The sequence below is a fragment of the Saccharothrix sp. 6-C genome (assembly GCF_016695385.1).
Lineage (GTDB): Bacteria > Actinomycetota > Actinomycetes > Mycobacteriales > Pseudonocardiaceae > Actinosynnema > Actinosynnema texasense.
In genome coordinates this window covers 6,310,043-6,327,678 of sequence record NZ_CP064192.1, presented here as the reverse complement: position 1 = coordinate 6,327,678, position 17,636 = coordinate 6,310,043, and the positions used below count along the sequence as shown (strand labels likewise).

The following is a 17,636-nucleotide window of genomic DNA, read 5'->3' as shown; positions in this document are numbered from 1 at the left end:
GCGCCGCCCACCGTACGTAGCCCGTGGCGACACCACAAGCCGCGTGGGTGGCGCCCTGATAGGTCCCAGTGTAGTGGGCCGTTCGGTGTGCGGCGGACGACGGACGGTGAACGGTTTGGTACCGCCAGGGCGGGCTACACCTCGGGGGAAGCGTTCCCGAACGCCGCGCGCAACTGGGCGACGCAACCGCCCGCCGGTCGAGACCGGGCACGGATGAGGAGGTGGTCTCGACCACAGTCGCGCAGAATCGGGTGACGGGGATAACGCCGCGAGAGCCGTGAGCGACAACCCCGGTGGAGGGATTTCACATGAGCACCAGAACGGAAACCGAGTCCGAGCCCGCGAAGCGCGGGGCGGCGCGTGCCGGCGCCACAGGCGCGGCGCCGCTGCCCACAGCCCCGTGCAGCGTGGTCTGGAGCAAGGGCCACGCCTACGTGCTCGAAGGTTTCCGGGCCCGCTGGGTCGGCGTCGACGACCGAGGTCGTCCGCAGGCGCTCAGCGGTGACGAACTCCAACGCCGCGGCTGGAGCCGCACCCGGTCGAACAACTGAGCGGGACCGCGCGCGAGCCCGCCGGGCCCGCACCGCGAGTCGACCACCGGTGCACGCCGGGCGGCCATCTACAGTGCGGACGTGTCGCACGATCCAGCCGACCGGCTGCTGACCATCCCGAACGCGCTGAGCGTGTTGCGGCTGCTCGGCGTGCCCCTGTTCCTGTACCTGCTGCTCGGGCCGCACGCCGACGGCTGGGCGCTGGTCGTGCTCGTCGCGGCGGGCCTGTCCGACTGGCTCGACGGCAAGATCGCCCGCTGGCTCGACCAGGCCAGCAAGCTCGGCGCCCTGCTCGACCCGGCCGCCGACCGCCTCTACATCCTCGCCACGCTGCTCGCGTTCGTCGTGCGCGGCATCGTGCCCTGGTGGGTGGCGGCGGTGCTGGTCGGCCGCGAGCTCGTGGTCGGGGTGTGCCTGCCCGTGCTCAGGTCCCGCGGCTACGGCCCGTTCGAGGTCAACTACCTCGGCAAGGCGGCCACGTTCAACCTGCTGTACGCGTTCCCCATGCTCCTGCTCGCCCAGGGCGCCTCGACCGCCGCGCAGATCGCCCGTCCGGTGGCGTACGCGTTCATGGTCTGGGGAGGAGCCTTGTACCTGTGGTCGGGCGTGCTGTACGTCTACCAGTTCACCCTCGCGATGCGCCGACGGCCGGGTGTCGCGCCGGCCTGAACGCCGACGTGGGAAGATCCGGCGGAGCGTTGATCCACCGTCATTGAAGGAGCACACCGCGGTGATTCCCGAGGAGCTCAAGTACACCGAGGAACATGAGTGGGTGCTGCGCACCGGTGAGGACACCGTGCGCGTGGGCATCACCGACTACGCCCAGGAACAACTGGGTGACGTCGTGTTCGTCCAGCTCCCGGAACTCGGCGAGCAGGTCGCCGCCGGGCAGACGCTGGGTGAGGTCGAGTCGACCAAGAGCGTGTCCGACATCTACGCGCCGCTCGCCGGCGAGGTCGTGGCCCGCAACGACTCGCTCGACCAGCAGCCCGACCTGGTGAACTCCGACCCGTACGGCGAGGGGTGGATGGTGGAGCTGCGGCTGGAGGACCCCTCCGCGGTCGACGACCTGCTCGACGCCGCCGCGTACCAGGAGCTGGCGGCCGCGGAGTGACGTCGATCTTCCGGCGGCTCTTCGGTCGGTGGGGGAGCCGCTCCTCAGACCAGGGTTCGGGCACGATAGGTTCTAGCGGTCTCGACGGTTCCAGCAGCAGGAGGAGAGCTCAGGTGAGCACGAACGACGGGCCAGGCGTTCCGCCCGAGCAGTCCCCGGAGCGGACCTCCGTTTTCCGGGCCGACTTCCTCGCCGAGGTCGAGGGCGCCGAGGCGCCCGCCCAGGAGCCGGCCGTCGCGGGTGTCGACGCACTGCCCGCCGGATCGGCGCTGCTCGTGGTCAAGCGCGGCCCCAACGCGGGGTCGAGGTTCCTGCTGGACCGCGACACCACCAGCGCGGGGCGGCACCCCGACAGCGACATCTTCCTCGACGACGTGACGGTCTCCCGCCGCCACGCCGAGTTCCGCCGCGAGGGCGGCGAGTTCGTGGTCATCGACGTGGGCAGCCTCAACGGCACCTACGTCAACCGCGAGCCCGTCGACCAGGCGGTGCTGGCGAACGGCGACGAGGTGCAGATCGGCAAGTTCCGCCTCGTGTTCCTGACCGGTCCGGGCGCCGGGGGCCAGGGGGCCTGAGCGATGGGGCTCCGGTGACGGCGGCCGGGCGGCCACGCGGGGTGTTGAGCATCGGGGCGGTGCTGGCCCAGCTGCGGCCCGACTTCCCCGACGTCACCATCTCCAAGATCCGATTCCTGGAGTCGGAGGGCTTGGTCCGCCCGGCGCGCACGGCCTCGGGGTACCGGCAGTTCACGTCCGCCGACGTGGACCGCCTGCGGTACGTCCTGTCCGCACAACGGGACAGGTACCTGCCGCTGAAGGTCATCAAGGAGCAGTTGGACGCGGCCGACCAGAAGGCGACCCGCGGGGTCGACCTCACCCCGGCCGCCGGGCACCGGGTCACCCGCGAAGACCTGCTGGCGCGAGCGGGCATCGAGCCGGGCGTGTTGGCGGACCTGGAGCAGCACGGCCTGATCAGGCCGGGTGCGGGCGGGTTCTACGACCACGAGGCGGTGCAGATCGCGTCCACCGTGCGGGCGATGGCCGAGCACGGGCTGGAGGCGCGCCACCTGCGCCCGTTCCGCGCCGCGGCCGACCGCGAGGTCGGGCTGGTGGAGCAGGTCGTCGGCGCGGGGCGCCAACCGCGCGAACGTGACGAGGTCGTGCGGGAGTTGGCGGCGCTGTCCGTAACGCTGCACACACTCTTGGTGAAGGTGGGCCTGCGTGACGTCGTCGGACGCCCGGTTTCGCCGAGGTGAACGCGTGTCCGCATCGTGATCGGAAGCGGGCGGGCGGTTGCGCACAGGGCCCGCTTGGCGGGTAGCGTCGAAAGAGTACGTGGGGGATCCTCGTTGGTAGCGGGGACGCCAGAATTTCAGCGCGCTGAGGGAGGCGAGACCCGATGAGCGAAATGCGCGTCGTCGGCGTGCGGGTGGAACTGCCCGCCAACCAGCCGATCCTGCTGCTGCGCGAAACCGAGGGCGAACGGTACCTGCCGATCTGGATCGGATCGGTCGAGGCCACGGCGATCGCGTTGGAGCAGCAAGGTGTCCGTCCTGCCCGGCCGTTGACGCACGACCTGCTCAAGGACGTCATCGGGGCACTCGGCCGGCAGTTGGAGCAGGTGCGGATCACGGACCTGCAAGAAGGCACGTACTTCGCCGAGCTGGTCTTCGACGGCGACATCCGGGTGTCCGCGCGGCCGAGCGACTCGGTGGCGCTGGCGCTGAGGATCGGCGTGCCGATCCACGCGGAGGAGTCGGTGCTGGCGGAAGCCGGCCTCATCATCCCGGACGAGCAGGAGGACGAGGTCGAGAAGTTCCGCGAGTTCCTCGACTCCGTCTCGCCCGAGGACTTCCGCGGCGCGGACACGTAGTTCAGCGTCCGTCCACCCGGGTCCGGGTCCGGGCCCCGCTCCAGGTCGATCGGTGGCCGCGGTCCGGGGGTCCGGAGTCCCGCATGCCCGCCGGCCCCTGCGACCGCGTCCGTCCGCTCCGCGCACCCGGGGATCGGCCTCTCGGTGGCGTCACGCCCGGCTGGGGACAAGCGGGTCGGGTGCTTGACAGGACCGATGGGGTCGGGCGGTGTCGTGAAGGGCCGAGCCGTGCGGTCCCGAGCCGTGAACGGCGTCTCGCGGGCGTGTGCGGTCCGTTGTGGATCGGGTCCACGTGATCCCTCCGAGGGTCACGCGGCTGGGTTACACAACGTCAACCTTGATCGGCTAAACGATCACTAAACGTCACCCGAATGGCTTACGACGGCCGACTCTCTCAACCTCAACCTCACGTTGAGGTCAGACACGTCCCGCGCGTCGCGTTGACCTGCCCCCTAGGCGGTCTTACCGTCGAACTCAGGTGAATTGCCACGGTGTGATTCGGACACCGCGGCGGCTTCACGTTGGTCGCCGGTCGTCGTGACCGGACCGAGGGGAGGCAGGCGTGGTCGAGGAAGCGCCCATCCGGGCCGGATCCGGCGAACAGGGTGAGCTGTTCCCGGACTCCTCGCTGCCGGACGAACTGGTCGGGTACCGCGGCCCCGCCGCGTGCCAGATCGCGGGCATCACCTACCGCCAGCTGGACTACTGGGCGCGCACGGGGCTGGTCAACCCGACGATAAGGAGTGCCCAGGGCTCCGGCAGCCAACGGCTCTACTCGTTCAAGGACATCCTGGTCCTCAAGGTCGTCAAGCGGCTGCTGGACACCGGTGTCTCGTTGCAGAACATCCGGGTCGCGGTCGACCACCTGCGTCGCCGCGGCGTGCAGGACCTGGCCCGGATCACGCTGTTCAGCGACGGCACCACCGTCTACGAGTGCACGTCGCCGGAAGAGGTGGTCGACCTGCTCCAGGGCGGCCAGGGGGTGTTCGGGATCGCCGTCTCCGGCGCGATGCGGGAGATCAGCGGCACGATCCACGACTTCCCCGCCGAACGGGCGGACGGCGCGGAGATCGTGGAGCCGGCCAACGACGAGCTGTCCCGTCGCCGCCGGACCAGGGCCATCGGCTGACCGGGCCTGCCGGCGGGCAGGTGACGAGCGGCGCCACGCGGTGAGATCCGCGTCGCGCCGGCGGTGCCGTTCACCCACCTGCCGGGTACGATTTCGCGCGTAGTCGCTTTATCCCGTGCGGGAGAGTCCGAGCCAGTCTCGGCGCCGAAGGAGCAAATCCTCCCCGGAACCTCTCAGGCGCAAGGACCGTGCGGGTGAGACGCCTCTGGAAAGCGGGTCGGCCACCACCGACCGACCCCGCCGACGGTGCAAACCCGACAGCCGGGTGAAGCTCTCAGGCGCCCGACGCCGGGCAGAAGACAGAGGGGGAGGGCAACGGCAGAAGTCTGTCCGGAGCCCTGGAGGCCAGCACCGATGACGCAGGACCGCATCCCCCTCGCCGCACTCGAGCACGGCACCCCGTTCGCCGACCGGCACGTGGGCCCGCGGCCCGCCGAGCTGGCCCGCATCCTCGACGTGATCGGCGTCGGCTCGCTGGAGGAACTGGCGCAGCACGCCGTCCCCGAGTCGATCCGGGAGCGCGACCTGGTGCTGGACCTGCCCGCGCCCGCCACCGAGACCGAGGCGCTGGCCGAGCTGCGCGCCCTCGCCGCGCGCAACCGCCCGATGACGCAGATGATCGGGCTCGGCTACTACGGCACCACCACGCCGCCGGTGATCCGCCGCAACGTGCTGGAGAGCCCCGCCTGGTACACGGCGTACACGCCGTACCAGCCGGAGATCTCCCAGGGCCGCCTCGAAGCGCTGCTCAACTTCCAGACGATGGTCGCCGACCTGACCGGTCTGCCGCTGGCCAACGCGTCGATGCTGGACGAGTCCACCGCCGCCGCCGAGGCGATGACGCTGGTCCGCCGCGCGGGACGGTCGAAGTCGACCAAGTTCGTGGTGGACGCCGACACGCTGCCGCAGACGCTGGCCGTCATCGAGACGCGTGCCGAGCCGCTGGGGATCGAGATCGTCACCGCGGACCTGTCGCAGGGCATCGAGGGCCTCGGCCTCGGCGGCGACTTCTTCGGCGTGCTGCTGTCCTACCCCGGCGCGTCCGGCGTGGTGCGCGACCACGCGGCGGTCGTCGAGGAGATCCACAAGGCCGGCGCGCAGGCCGTCGTCGCCGCCGACCTGCTGGCGTTGACGCTGCTGCGCCCCCCGGGCGAGATCGGCGCGGACGTGGTCATCGGCACCACGCAGAGGTTCGGCGTGCCGATCGGGTTCGGCGGGCCGCACGCGGGGTACATGGCCGTGCGCCAGGGCTTGGAGCGGCAGCTCCCCGGCCGGCTCGTCGGCGTGTCCGTGGACGCCGACGGCTCGCTCGCCTACCGCCTCGCGCTGCAGACGCGTGAGCAGCACATCCGCCGGGAGAAGGCGACCAGCAACATCTGCACCGCGCAGGTGCTGCTCGCGGTGATCGCGTCGATGTACGCGGTGTACCACGGCCCGGAAGGGCTGAAGGCCATCGCGACCCGCGCCCACCGGATGGCGACCGTGCTGGCCGCCGGGCTGCTGGAGGGCGGCGTCGAGGTCGTGCACGGCGAGTTCTTCGACACCGTGCGCGCCCGTGTGGAGGGCCGCGCCGCCGCCGTCGTCTCCGCCGCCCGCGACCTCGGCGTGAACCTGTGGCAGGTCGACGAGGACGTGGTGTCGATCGCGTGCGACGAGACCACCACGCGCGAGCACCTCGTCGCGGTGTGGCAGGCGTTCGGCGTGACGGTCGGCGACGTGGACGGCCTGGACGCCGACACCGCCGACGGCATCCCCGCCGACCTGCGCCGCACCAGCGACTACCTGACCCACCCGGTGTTCCACGCGCACCGCTCCGAGACCGCGCTGCTGCGCTACCTGCGCGCGCTGTCGGACAAGGACGTGGCGCTGGACCGCAGCATGATCCCGCTGGGCTCGTGCACGATGAAGCTCAACGCCACGGCCGAGATGGAGCCCGTGACGTGGCCGGAGTTCGCCGACCTGCACCCGTTCGCGCCCGCGTCGGACGCCGCCGGCCTGCTGACGATCGTCGCGGACCTGGAGCGGTGGCTGGCCGAGGTGACCGGCTACGACGCGGTGTCGTTGCAGCCCAACGCGGGCAGCCAGGGCGAGTTCGCGGGGCTGCTGGCGATCCGCGCCTACCACCTGGCCAACGGCGACTCGCACCGCGACGTGTGCCTGATCCCGTCGAGCGCGCACGGCACCAACGCCGCTTCCGCCGTGATGGCCGGGATGCGGGTCGTGGTCGTCAAGTGCGACGACCGCGGCAACGTGGACGTCGAGCACCTGCGTTCGACGATCGACGCGCACCGCGACTCGCTGGCCGCGATCATGATCACCTACCCGTCGACGCACGGCGTGTACGAGGACACCGTGCGCGAGGTGTGCGGGCTGGTGCACGACGCGGGCGGCCAGGTGTACGTGGACGGCGCGAACCTCAACGCGCTGATCGGCCTGGCGCGGTACGGCAAGTTCGGGTCGGACGTGTCGCACCTGAACCTGCACAAGACGTTCTGCATCCCGCACGGCGGCGGTGGCCCGGGCGTCGGGCCGATCGGCGTGCGCTCGCACCTGGCGCCGTTCCTGCCGAACCACCCGCTCCAGCCGGCGGCCGGCCCGGCGACCGGTGTCGGCCCGATCAGCGCCGCGCCGTGGGGTTCGGCGTCGATCCTGCCGATCTCGTGGGCGTACGTGCGGATGATGGGCGGCGACGGGCTGCGGCGGGCGACGTTGACCGCGGTGGCGGCGGCGAACTACGTGGCGCGCCGGTTGGACGAGCACTTCCCCGTGCTCTACACCGGCGAGGGCGGTTTCGTGGCCCACGAGTGCATCCTCGACCTGCGGCCGATCACCAAGGCGACCGGTGTGACGGTGGACGACGTGGCGAAGCGGCTGGCCGACTACGGGCTGCACGCGCCGACCATGTCGTTCCCGGTGGCGGGCACGCTCATGGTGGAGCCGACGGAGAGCGAGGACCTGGCCGAGATCGACCGGTTCATCGACGCGATGATCGCGATCCGGCACGAGATCGACCGCGTCGGCTCGGGCGAGTGGCCGGCGGACGACAACCCGCTGCGCAACGCGCCGCACACGGCGGCCTGCATCGCGACCGAGTGGGACCACCCGTACAGCCGCGAGGTGGCGGTGTTCCCGGCGGGCGCCTCGGCGCCGAAGATCTGGCCGCCGGTGCGTCGCATCGACGGCGCCAAGGGCGACCGCAACCTGGTCTGCTCCTGCCCGCCGGTCTCGGCCTACGGCGGCTGACCGAGGACGCGTGGCGGGCCACCGACCGAAAGGTGGTGGCCCGCCGTCCCGGTCCGCGACCGGCGGACCGGGGTTGGTTAGAGTCCGCCGGATGAGCCTGGTGACCGTTCGTGATCACGTCTACCTGGTGGGCCACTCGTCCAGTGGGACGCCGAAGGTCGAGGACATCGTCCGGGAGGACGGAGCCGGCCCGGTCGACGTCGACCTGTTGCAGGCTCTCGAGGTCAACGCGCTCGCTCCGGCGGCTCCGCACGCGGTCAAGCACGGCACTCGCCTGCTGGAGCTGGCGTTGGTCACCTCGTACCTGAGGACCACGACCGCCGGCGCCTTCGTGCTGCGCGCCGATGAGTTCAGGTCGAGCGCGCGCCGCATCAAGTCGTTCGTGACCGAGGCCGTGGGCTTGGGGATGCTGACCGAACGCGTCCGGAACACGGAGGGCATCAGCCGGTTCGGGCCGCTGTACGACTTCGACGCCTTGCCCGCCACGTCGGCGGGGCGGTTCGCCCGCTCCGGGGTGCGGCCCGACCTCCTGTTCGCCTTGAAGGGCCAGTGGCTCGCCGGTGAGGCGCGCGGGCGGACGGAACGACGGCCGGTCAGCGTGACGAAGGAACCGTGGGATCGCCTGAACGCGCTGTTGCCGTGGGCGCAGGCCCACGGCGATCACCCGTTGGTGATGACCTGGTGCTACCTCGCCGGCACGGACGTCACCGTCGACGTCTACCGCAAGGCCGGTTCGGAGCAGCGGCTCCCGCTCGACTTCACCGACCGGCGGGACGGGGAGGCGGAAGCACCGGCGGTCGGGTCGCCGGGTGATCGGCGGTCGGGAGACGGCGACACCGAGTACCTCTTCGAGCAGGTGCTCACCACTCGGGCGCGGGTCGAGGAGCAGTTGTACCGCAGCGCGCCACCGACCGGCATCCGCGTCGCGGACCGGCCGTTGCGCGGTGGTTGGGCGCCCTCCGACCTCCTCGCGGGAGAGCCCGGAGCGCTGTTCCTCGGTGTGCTGGAGCGTCCGGTCGGCCCGGTGGAGGGGCTGCGGACCGCTTCCGCGCTCGCGGACCGCGGGACCGACCGCGGGAGCGGTCTGTCCGTGCTGGTCCGCGAGCGGCTGGTCCTCGCCGTGGCGGCCGGGAGGACCGGGCAGCCGTGGGACCTGCTCGGTGGTCAGCGCAGCTCGTAGTCCAGTTCGAACCGGCCCGGCTCGCCCTGCGGCCACGTGAGCCGGCCCGTGCCCGTGAGGCCGGTGAGGTCGCCGGTGGCGGAGGTGACGGTGAACGTGCCGGTGGCGACGCCGTCGCGGTAGCCGCCGGTGTGGTGCAGGACGAAGCTGCCCTCGCGGCCGTTCAAGGTGCCCGTGACGACCTCGTAGCCGGTGGAGGCGCAGGAGCCGTCGTCGGTGTAGGACATGACGAAGCGCAGGTCGCCCGCGGCTTCCAGGTCACCGGTGTAGGCGGTGGTCATGCCGCCGACCGTCTGCTTCGGGCCGGTGACCTCGTCGTGGCGCCTGCCGTCCCACGTGTGCTCGTCCCAGCTCTTCATCTCGGCGTTGGCCTGTGCGGTGCTCATGGGAGTCAGCTTGCCGGGCGTACCTGACAGCTCCTGTCAGGATGGGGCGATGCGTGCCAGCCGGTTGTTGTCCCTGCTCCTGCTGCTCCAGTCGCGCGGCCGGATGACGGCGCGGGAGTTGGCGGACGAGTTGGAGGTCTCGGTCCGGACCGTCTACCGCGACGTGGAGGCGCTGGGCGCGTCCGGCGTGCCCGTGTACGCCGACCGCGGCCCGGCGGGTGGCTACCAGCTCGTCGACGGCTACCGCACCCGGCTCACCGGGCTGACCACCGAGGAGGCCGACTCGCTGTTCCTGGCCGGCCTGCCCGGCCCGGCGGCGGAGCTGGGGTTGGGCGCGGTGGTGGCGGCGGCGCAGCTCAAGGTGCTCGCCGCCCTCCCGCCGGAGCTGCGGTCGCGGGCCGCGCGGATCCGGGAGAGGTTCCACCTGGACGCGCCCGGCTGGTTCCGCGGCGCCGAGGGGACGCCGCACGTGGCGGGGATCGCGGAGGCGGTGTGGCAGCAGCGGCGGCTGCGGATCCGGTACGTGCGGTGGGCCCAGGTCGAGGTGGAGCGGACGGTGGAGCCGCTCGGGCTCGTGCTCAAGGCGGGCACCTGGTACCTCGTCGCCCGGACCGACGGCCTGCGCACCTACCGGGTCTCCCGGGTGCTGGAGCTGACCGCGCTCGACGAGTCGTTCGACCGCCCGGAGGGGTTCGACCTGGCCGGGTACTGGGCCGACTGGTCGGAGCGGTTCGAGGAGCGCATGTACCCGATGCGGGTGACGGTCCGGATGACGCCGAACGGCCTCAAGAGCGCCCGGGTGCTGCTCGGCCTCGTCGCGGCGCGCGAACTCGACGACGTCGAACCCGAAGGCGAGTGGACGACGGTCCGGGTGCCGGTCGAGTCGCTGGAGCACGCGCTGGTGGACCTGCTCCGCCTCGGTCCCGAGGTGGACGTGCTGGAACCGCCGCAGCTGCGCGAGCGCGTCATCGCCAGGATCGCCGCGATGGCCGCCGTCTACCGGCGGTGACCGCGCGACCCCGGGACGGGGGAGGCCCGAGCGGCTCCCCCGTCCCGGTGACCGGTTACCCGACGGACGCGGTGGCGCCGTTGAAGTTGCAGATGGTCGGCGCCATCACCTCGGCGGGGCTGCCCCAGCCGGCGCACTGGTAGGACGAGTGGCCGTACCAGTCGTGGCCGAACTCGTGGGCGGCCAGGAGGGCGTCGTCGTTCACGCCGCCCATGTAGAGCGCGATCCGCTGGCCCGCGCCCCAGTTGCAGCCGACGACCCGGCTGCCGCCGCCGCAGTCGGTGATGTAGCCGTTGCGGCACTCGACGGGGGTGCCGCTGGAACTCTCGGTCAGCCCGCTCCACGCCCGCGCGCCGGTGCGGATGGCCGACGCGTAGGGCGAGCAGGAGCTGAGGATGCGGTACGTCCGGGCGTTCGGCACGGGCCACGCCGCCACCGAGGGGTCGGACAGCGCGTTCGCGGGCGCCGCCACCGCTAATTCCACCACGCTGGTGGCGTGCCCTTCCCCGGTGAACGCGCTTTGCGAGCTGGGCGCGACGAGAACGGCGAGCACCAGCGCCAGCAGGGCAGGCGCCAAGAAGAGTTTCCTCATCTTGTTCGTCCTTTCGTGTGCAGGGATCTCGACGTTGTGCAGGGACGTCGAAGCACTCGAAGTTACGAGACCATTGGGTGGGGATCAACCGGCTCGGCGCGCGATTGGGCGGCGAATAACGATCAAATAGTGGCCACCGGCCAGGCGCGATCCGATTCCGGGAAAGATCGGAAATGATTCGGGTGTGAATTTAACAGGTCGAATGACGCACCGCGGTCCTTCGTTCGGCGCACTTCGACGCGATGTCGCCACGCGCCGCAGCCGCCGTGCGCGGTGAACGGGTCGCCGCCGCGACCGCTGCCGCCGTTCGAGTGCCGCGCCGGGGCGCCGGCGGTCGCGGTGGGCAGCCGATCGAGTCGCGCCGAGCCGTGCCGAGCCGCGTCGACCCGTGCCGGTCGCGGCTAGTCGGCCGAGAGGAGCTGCCCGAGCGCGGCGTCCACGCCGCGGCCGTCCTCGACCACCGACAGCGTGCCGCCGGTGGACCGGGCCAGCTCCGACAGCGGCGCGCGTTCCGGGTCGGGGCCGAGCGCGATCACGCTGATCGCGATGTCCTTGCCCGGCTGCTTGATCGACGCGAGCCGCGACGTCAGCTCCTCGAACGTGAGCCCGCCGTCGTTCACGCCGTCGGTGAGCACCACGATCCGGTTGCGCTTGCCGTCCTGGTGCTCGGCCAGCATCCGCTCGTACAGCGCGAGCACGCTGGTGTAGAGCTGGGTGGCGCTGCGCGGCGCCAGCTCGGCGACGCCGTCCAGCAGCGCCTGCCGCTGGGTGGCGACCGGCCCGGTGGCCACGAGCTGCCGGTACGGCTTGTCGCCGTCGAGCTGCCGGGAGAACTCCCACAGCCCGAGCGACCCGGACACCGACCGGTTGACCTGCCCGGACAGCGCCTGCTTCACCCACTCCATCCGGCTGCGGCCCTCGCCGCCGGGTTCCTCCATCGACTTCGACGTGTCCACGAGCACGGTGACGACCTGGCCGCCGTCCGCGGTCGCCCACGCGGCCGAGATCTGCTGGGTCGTGTTCGCGTCGGCGGGCGTGAGCGTGTCCGTGACGGCGGCCCAGCGGATGCCGGGCGACGGCTTGGGCCGCTCGGTCGTCGCGTCGACCCGGAGTCCCGCGGCGGCCAGGATCTTCTGCTGGTCCGGTTCGTGCAGGAACTCCCGGAACGCCTGCGCCGCGCGCACCTGGGCCTCGCCGACCCAGTCACCGGCGAGCGGCACGAACGGGAAGTCCGCGATCGGCGTCGGCCCGCCCGCCGCCACCCCGTACAGGGGCTGCGACGGCGGCGTGCCGCTGTCCTTGCCGGTGTTGTGCCGGTACAGGTCCACCTCGAACACCGGCACCGCGCTGAACCCCGCCGCGTTCACCGCGACGCCGTCGGACAGCGTCTTCAACGCCTCCCACGTGCTCGCGGGCGTCTGCTCGGGCTTGGACGACGACAACCGGCCCATCGTGCTCTTCACCGGGTCCAGCGCCAGCATCTCGGTGGTGACGGGGCCCTTGCCCTCGGGGCTCGCGCCGGCCAGCGCCGACTGCACGGCCATCGCGGTGGCCGTGTTCGCCGTCGGGTCGGGCATGGCGACGGTGAACCGGCCCCACTCGGGGTGCCCGAACCGGCCCCAGCCGTCGGCCGCGCCCGCGAGGTCGGGCAGGTCGGTCCAGCGGAACCCGGAGCCGGACTGCACCGCCTGCGCCGCGTCCTGGTGCAGGGCGAGCAGCACGGGGCTGGCCGCGATCGACTCGGGCACCGCGCCGAGCAGGGCGGCGTTCTGCGCGCCGAGCCGGTTCGCCCACAGCATCGAGTCGGTGACCCACGCGTGCGGCCGTTCGCCGATCTCGGCGGTGTCCCAGCCCTGGGTGAGGCCTTCGAGGACGACCTCGGAGTCGATCGACTGCACCTCGACCTGGATGCAGTGGTCGTAGACGACGGGCCGCTGCCTGCTCCACGCCTCGGCGACCTGCTTGACCGCCTCGGCGACGCTGGGCGTCGAGGCGACCCGGAGCAGCGCGTGGCCCTCGTTGCAGTCGCCCGCCTGGGCCGCGGCACGGCGGTCGACGAGCCCGCCGACCCAGTTCCAGCCGAGCCACCCGAGCACGAGGAGGACCACCAAGCCGACGATGGCCACGGGCCACGTCGCGATGCCGCGCCGCACCTTCGTCCGCAGCGCGCGGTGTCGAGACATCGTCTTCCCTCTCAGCGTCCGACCGGGTACGGCTGGCGAATCCCGACCGGCGTCACGCTAACAGGTGCGGTCGGTGGCCCGGGTGAAGTCACTCCAGGTCATCGAGCGGGCACGGGGGCTTCGGCGAGCACCCGGCTCAGCTCGATCAGCCTGGCTCTCAGCGGCGCGGCGTCCTCGGCGAACGCGCTCTGCCGCCGAACGTACTCGGCGCGACCTTCGGGGGTCTCGATCCGCACCGGCTCGTAGCCCAGCTCGGCCAGGTCGTACGGGCTGGCCCGCATGTCCAGCTCGCGGATCCGCACGGCCAGCTCGAAGCAGTCCGCGACCAGCTCCGACGGTGTCGCCGGATCCAGCTTGTAGGCCCACTTGAACAGGTCCATGTTGGCGTGCAGGCAGCCCGGCTGCTCCAGGTCGACCTGGGTCTCGCGGGTCGGCTGCACCGCGTTGCGCGGCCGTGCGTCGGGGGTGAAGAAGCGGAACGCGTCGAAGTGCCCGCACTGCACCCGCTGCGACTCCACCACCCGGTCGGTGCCCTCGCTGCCCAGCCGCAACGGCCACGCGTCGTGCCGCACCTGCTCCGGCCGCTGCCGGTAGACCATCGCCCACTCGTGCAGCCCGAAGCAGCCGAGCCGGGGCGCGCGGCCGGCGGTCGCGGCCAGCAGCCGCCCGGCGAACTCGATCGTGTTGGCCCGTTCCCGCGCGAACGCCTCCACGTCCAGCGTCACCCCGTCGGGGGTGCGCCGGTAGACGGGCCACTTCAGGTAGGCGAGCGCGGCGTCGCCTTCCAGGACCACGCCGGGCCCGGGGTGCCAGCGCTCCAGCCGGGACGGGCGGTGCGAGTAGTAGGAGAACAGGAAGTCCAGCACGGGGTGCTTGCGGCCGGCGGCCTTGCGCTCGTGGTGCGGCCCCGTCCACCGGCGCATCCGGGCCGCGTGCGCGTCACGGCGCGCGGTCCACTCGGATTGCGACAGGACGGCCCCCACAACGCATCAGGGTACTTCGCCCCGGTCGGAGGCGGTCCCGCGCCCGCCGACGGGTCCACTCCACGCTAAAAGGTCCGGTGTCGGCGGCGTCCGACGGGCAAGGTGTGAACCATGTCCAGGGGGTGGGTGCGGCTCCAGGCCGTCGTGGTGTCCGGTTCGGTGGCCGAAGGCCTGATGTTGTCGGTGTTGCCGTGGATCGCGGCGACCATCACGTCCGACCCGCGGCAGCTGTCGCTGGTCAACGTGGTGGGCCAGGCGCCGTGGCTGGTGTTCTCGCTGTTCGCGGGCGTGGTGATCGACCGGGTGCGGCGCAGCACGGTGCTGACGTGGGCCTACGCGGTGCAGGGGTGCGCGGCGCTGGCGCTCGCGGTGGCGGGTGTGACGGACGCGCTGAGCCTGCCGCTGCTGGTGGTGCTGGCGTTCGTGGTGACGTCCGCGCAGGTGCTCGGTGACGGCACGACGGGCGCGCTGGTGCCGGAGGTGGTGGAGCCGGGCCGGTTGCCGGCGGCGAACACGCGGCTGATGCTGATCGACCGGGGCGTGGTGCAGTTCGTGGTGCCGCCGGCGGCGGGTTTCCTGGTGGCGTTCGGCCTGGGCACGCCCGCGTGGGTCGCCGTCGCGGCCGCGCTGGTGGCGTTGGCGCTGGTCCGGGGGCTGCGTTCGGCTCGCTCGGCGCCGTCGACCACCAAGCACCCGTTGCGCGACATCGGGGAGGGGCTCAAGTTCCTGGTCGGCACGCGGTTGTTGCTGTCGATCACGGTGGCGGTGGCGCTCGGGTCGTTCGCGGCGAGCGCCACGATGTCGATGTTCGTGCTGTACGCGAGGGACCTGCTCGGGCTCGGCGCGGTCGGCTACGGCGTGATGCAGGCGGCGATGGCGGCCGGGTGGGTGGCGTCGTCGTTCGTGGTGGCCCGGGTGGTCGACCGGCTGGGGTACGCGTGGTCGATGCGGCTGGCCCAGGTCGGGATGGTGGTGACCATCGCGCTGTTCGTCCTGCTGCCGCCGTGGGCGTGGGCGATCGGGGCGCTGATGTTCGCCCAGTCGGCGACCGTGATCGTGTGGAACGTCTGCTCGCAGTCCAGCCGGCAGCGCTTCACACCGCCCGCCCTGCTGGGGAGGGTCCTCACCAGCCACCGCGCGCTGGCCTGGGGGCTGACGCCGCTGGGGGCGCTGGCGGGCGGGTTCGTGGCGGCCGGGTTCGGCGTGCGCGCGGTGTGGGTGATGGCCACGGTCGTGCAGGTGGGCGCGCTGATCACCGCCTGGCGGGGACTCTCGCCCCGGGCGTTCCGGGAAGCGGAACTGGTCGCCGCCGGCCGCTGACGCCCGCCGGCCGCGCTGCGCAGGGGTCCTCGCCCGGGGCCCTGTTCTCATTCCGCCGGCGGGGTCCGGCAACGTCGGGCCGGTCGGGGTCGCGCCGGGGTGTCAGAGCGGGGGGACCAGGCCGGGGAACTTGCGCGCCCCCACGCAGTGCGGGCACTCGCGGCCGTTGTCGACGGTTCGCGGCGCGCCCCCGATGACCGCGGAGGTCGGGTTGGCGATGAAACCCGCCCCGCCGCACAGGTGGCAGATGGTGCGGGGTTCCGAGGTCACGCCGAACAGGTCGTCCTCGTCCTCGACGTCGTCGTCGTCGAACCCGTCCTCGTCCTCTTCGGGGTCGAAGTCGTCTTCCTCGTCGTCGTCCTCACGCGGATCCACGTGACCAACCGTAGTCGGGTGGGACCGGGCACGCCCCGGCGGACCGGTCCCACCCGCGCGGTCAGGGGCGTTGCCCGACCTGGTCCACCACGGCCTGCGCGGTGATGGCGTGGAAGTTCGTGCCGAGCAGCTCGTAGGTCCGCGCGTCGAACACGACCGTCACCGGCTCGGCGTCCGGTGACGCGCCCGGCGGCACGGGCCAGGTGATGCCGACCCCCGGCCTGCCCGCCGCGTCACGCGCGTCCCGCACCACCGACAGCCCCGGCACGCGGGCCGCCGCCTCGTACAGCGCGGCCCTGGTCAGCGGCGGCAGCAGCGACTCGTTGATCAGGGCGAGGACGTCCTTGCCGCGCGCGTTGACGCTGCCCGGCTCGCCACTGGCATTCGCGTCGAGGTGGGCCAGCATCCCGTCCACGTCGGTCGGCAGGTCGGACCGGTACGCCGGCCGCGGCTCGCACGGCTCCGTGCCGAGCACCACCGCGGGGTCCTTGAACACGTCCCGCTGCCCGCCCACGCACCCCGGCAGCCGTGACGTCGAGCCGTCGTGGTTGGTCAGCAACCCGTCGTGGACACCGTCCACCGACAGCCAGATCTCCCGCGCCGGATCACCGCCCGCCTCACTGCGCGTGTAGACGAACTGGTCCGGGCGCGGCGGCGCGGCCGGATCGGCGCGGGCCGCCCTGGCGGCGAACGCCAGCAGCCGCACGGGGTCGGTCACCGGTTCGGCCTCGACCGCCGCGGCCGACGACGCGGTGGTCAGCGCCTGACCACCCGGGGCAGGCCGACCGGAGGGCAGCAGCGTGATCGTCGCCGCGACGGCCGCCGCCAGCCCGACCACCGACGCGCCGACCAGCGCGTACCTCGACCGGCGCTTGCGCAGCCGCACCGGTCCCCGCTCGGCGATCCCGGCCAGCAGCACCGCCCGCGCGGGCGCCAGCGCCGCCTCGTCCGGCAACGGCGTCTCGTCGCCCATCTCGCGCAGCAACCGCAGCTCATCCATTGTTCAGCAACTCCTCGACCTCGGTGGGGTTCTGCCCGCCCAACGCCTCCCTGACCTTGCGCCGGGCCCGGTGCAAGCGGGACCGCACCGTGCCGACGGGGATCGCCAGCGCGGCCGCGACCTCCTCGTAGGCCAGCTGTTCCCAGGCCACGAGCAGCAGCACGTCGCGGTCTCCGGCGGTCAGCCCGGCCAGCGCCCCGGCCAGCCGGGAGCGCACGGCCCACGCGGCCACCTCGGCGGCGACGCGGTCCGCGTGGTCGTGCTCGGCGGTCTCCGCCGAGCGCTCCCGGTGCCGGCGGGCCTCGTGCCTGCGGTGCCGGCCGACGAGGTTCGTCGCGATGCCGTAGAGCCACGGCCGGGCGTCCGGTCGAGCCCGGTCGTAGCGCTGCCGCTTGTCGAACGCGGTCAGGAACGTCTCGGCGACGAGGTCGTCCGCGACCTGGGCGCCGAGCCTGCGCTCGAGGTACCGCCGGATGTGCGGCGCGTGCCGGTCGAAGATCGCCGCGAAGGCGTCCGGCTCGTGCCGCGACCGGTCGATGATCTCGGCGTCGGTGGGTGTCATGGTGGCCTTTCCGGCTGGTTCCCGGTGAAGGGCGGTCACCTGTTGTCCGCCGGCCGGCTCGATCGGGTTCACGGTGTGAGCGGAAGTTGACCGGTGTGTGAGGACCCCTGGGGTAGCAAGGACACCCATAAGCGATC

At 72.4% G+C, this 17,636-nt stretch carries 18 protein-coding genes and 1 riboswitch; of the genes, 11 read left to right on the top strand and 7 right to left on the bottom strand.

Going from position 1 to position 17,636, the window contains the following annotated elements; genetic code table 11:
- Positions 1-308 precede the first annotated feature (308 nt).
- The 9 genes from IOD16_RS26505 (at position 309) to IOD16_RS26465 (ending at position 9,089) form a co-directional block, all read left to right on the top strand.
- Positions 309-551: a hypothetical protein gene (locus IOD16_RS26505; protein ID WP_123746408.1), complete on the top strand. Its 243-nt coding sequence runs from the start codon at positions 309-311 to the stop codon at positions 549-551.
- A gap of 81 nt (positions 552-632) precedes the next feature.
- Positions 633-1,220: a CDP-alcohol phosphatidyltransferase family protein gene (locus IOD16_RS26500; protein WP_236594398.1), complete on the top strand. Its 588-nt coding sequence runs from the start codon at positions 633-635 to the stop codon at positions 1,218-1,220.
- A gap of 61 nt (positions 1,221-1,281) precedes the next feature.
- Positions 1,282-1,665, top strand: coding sequence for a glycine cleavage system protein GcvH (gene gcvH / locus IOD16_RS26495; RefSeq protein WP_123748469.1), 384 nt, complete (start codon positions 1,282-1,284; stop codon positions 1,663-1,665).
- Between the two features lie 113 nt (positions 1,666-1,778).
- The gene (garA, locus tag IOD16_RS26490; RefSeq protein ID WP_033427969.1) at positions 1,779-2,240 is read left to right on the top strand and encodes a glycogen accumulation regulator GarA; all 462 of its coding nucleotides are present in this window, start codon (positions 1,779-1,781) and stop codon (positions 2,238-2,240) included.
- Between the two features lie 14 nt (positions 2,241-2,254).
- Positions 2,255-2,920, top strand: coding sequence for a transcriptional regulator FtsR (gene ftsR, locus IOD16_RS26485; RefSeq protein ID WP_123746410.1), 666 nt, complete (start codon positions 2,255-2,257; stop codon positions 2,918-2,920).
- 143 nt (positions 2,921-3,063) lie between these two features.
- Complete coding sequence (locus IOD16_RS26480) at positions 3,064-3,537, top strand: bifunctional nuclease family protein (RefSeq protein ID WP_053720858.1); 474 nt, start codon at positions 3,064-3,066, stop codon at positions 3,535-3,537.
- A 562-nt stretch (positions 3,538-4,099) separates the two neighbouring features.
- Positions 4,100-4,666, top strand: coding sequence for a MerR family transcriptional regulator (locus tag IOD16_RS26475; RefSeq protein ID WP_123746411.1), 567 nt, complete (start codon positions 4,100-4,102; stop codon positions 4,664-4,666).
- 108 nt (positions 4,667-4,774) lie between these two features.
- A riboswitch (glycine riboswitch) is annotated at positions 4,775-4,865 on the top strand.
- A gap of 155 nt (positions 4,866-5,020) precedes the next feature.
- Positions 5,021-7,909 carry an aminomethyl-transferring glycine dehydrogenase gene (gcvP, locus tag IOD16_RS26470; protein WP_201436557.1) on the top strand — a complete coding sequence of 963 codons (2,889 nt, stop codon included), beginning with the start codon at positions 5,021-5,023 and terminating at the stop codon, positions 7,907-7,909.
- Positions 7,910-8,000: 91 nt separating this feature from the next.
- Positions 8,001-9,089 (top strand): hypothetical protein, encoded by a 1,089-nt coding sequence (locus IOD16_RS26465; protein WP_201436556.1) that lies wholly within the window; start codon positions 8,001-8,003, stop codon positions 9,087-9,089.
- On the opposite strand, the gene IOD16_RS26460 is transcribed toward IOD16_RS26465, so the two are convergent.
- Positions 9,074-9,475 (bottom strand): DUF3224 domain-containing protein, encoded by a 402-nt coding sequence (locus IOD16_RS26460; RefSeq protein WP_201436555.1) that lies wholly within the window; start codon positions 9,473-9,475, stop codon positions 9,074-9,076. The two genes, IOD16_RS26465 and IOD16_RS26460, sit on opposite strands and share 16 nt — an antisense overlap.
- A gap of 49 nt (positions 9,476-9,524) precedes the next feature.
- Here IOD16_RS26460 and IOD16_RS26455 point away from each other — a divergent pair, with 49 nt between their 5' ends.
- On the top strand, positions 9,525-10,484 hold the full coding sequence (locus IOD16_RS26455) for a helix-turn-helix transcriptional regulator (protein ID WP_201436554.1): 960 nt from the start codon (positions 9,525-9,527) through the stop codon (positions 10,482-10,484).
- Between the two features lie 55 nt (positions 10,485-10,539).
- Here the strand turns inward: IOD16_RS26455 and IOD16_RS26450 are convergent, their stop codons facing one another.
- The 3 genes from IOD16_RS26450 to IOD16_RS26440 form a co-directional block, all read right to left on the bottom strand.
- The gene (locus tag IOD16_RS26450) at positions 10,540-11,076 is read right to left on the bottom strand and encodes a hypothetical protein (RefSeq protein WP_123746416.1); all 537 of its coding nucleotides are present in this window, start codon (positions 11,074-11,076) and stop codon (positions 10,540-10,542) included.
- 401 nt (positions 11,077-11,477) lie between these two features.
- Positions 11,478-13,259: a substrate-binding domain-containing protein gene (locus tag IOD16_RS26445; protein ID WP_201436553.1), complete on the bottom strand. Its 1,782-nt coding sequence runs from the start codon at positions 13,257-13,259 to the stop codon at positions 11,478-11,480.
- A 98-nt stretch (positions 13,260-13,357) separates the two neighbouring features.
- Positions 13,358-14,182, bottom strand: coding sequence for a 3-methyladenine DNA glycosylase (locus IOD16_RS26440; RefSeq protein ID WP_236595222.1), 825 nt, complete (start codon positions 14,180-14,182; stop codon positions 13,358-13,360).
- Positions 14,183-14,353: 171 nt separating this feature from the next.
- Between IOD16_RS26440 and IOD16_RS26435 the strand changes: the two genes are divergently transcribed.
- Positions 14,354-15,562 (top strand): MFS transporter, encoded by a 1,209-nt coding sequence (locus tag IOD16_RS26435; RefSeq protein ID WP_201436552.1) that lies wholly within the window; start codon positions 14,354-14,356, stop codon positions 15,560-15,562.
- A gap of 102 nt (positions 15,563-15,664) precedes the next feature.
- Here IOD16_RS26435 and IOD16_RS26430 read toward each other — a convergent pair whose 3' ends face one another.
- From IOD16_RS26430 to IOD16_RS26420, 3 genes are all read right to left on the bottom strand, one after another.
- Complete coding sequence (locus IOD16_RS26430; protein WP_201441778.1) at positions 15,665-15,937, bottom strand: hypothetical protein; 273 nt, start codon at positions 15,935-15,937, stop codon at positions 15,665-15,667.
- Positions 15,938-15,998: 61 nt separating this feature from the next.
- The gene (locus tag IOD16_RS26425) at positions 15,999-16,937 is read right to left on the bottom strand and encodes a CU044_5270 family protein (RefSeq protein WP_123746421.1); all 939 of its coding nucleotides are present in this window, start codon (positions 16,935-16,937) and stop codon (positions 15,999-16,001) included.
- The gene (locus tag IOD16_RS26420) at positions 16,930-17,499 is read right to left on the bottom strand and encodes an RNA polymerase sigma factor (RefSeq protein WP_201436551.1); all 570 of its coding nucleotides are present in this window, start codon (positions 17,497-17,499) and stop codon (positions 16,930-16,932) included. The genes IOD16_RS26425 and IOD16_RS26420 overlap by 8 nt, the downstream gene beginning before the upstream one ends.
- Between the last annotated feature and the right edge of the window lie 137 nt (positions 17,500-17,636).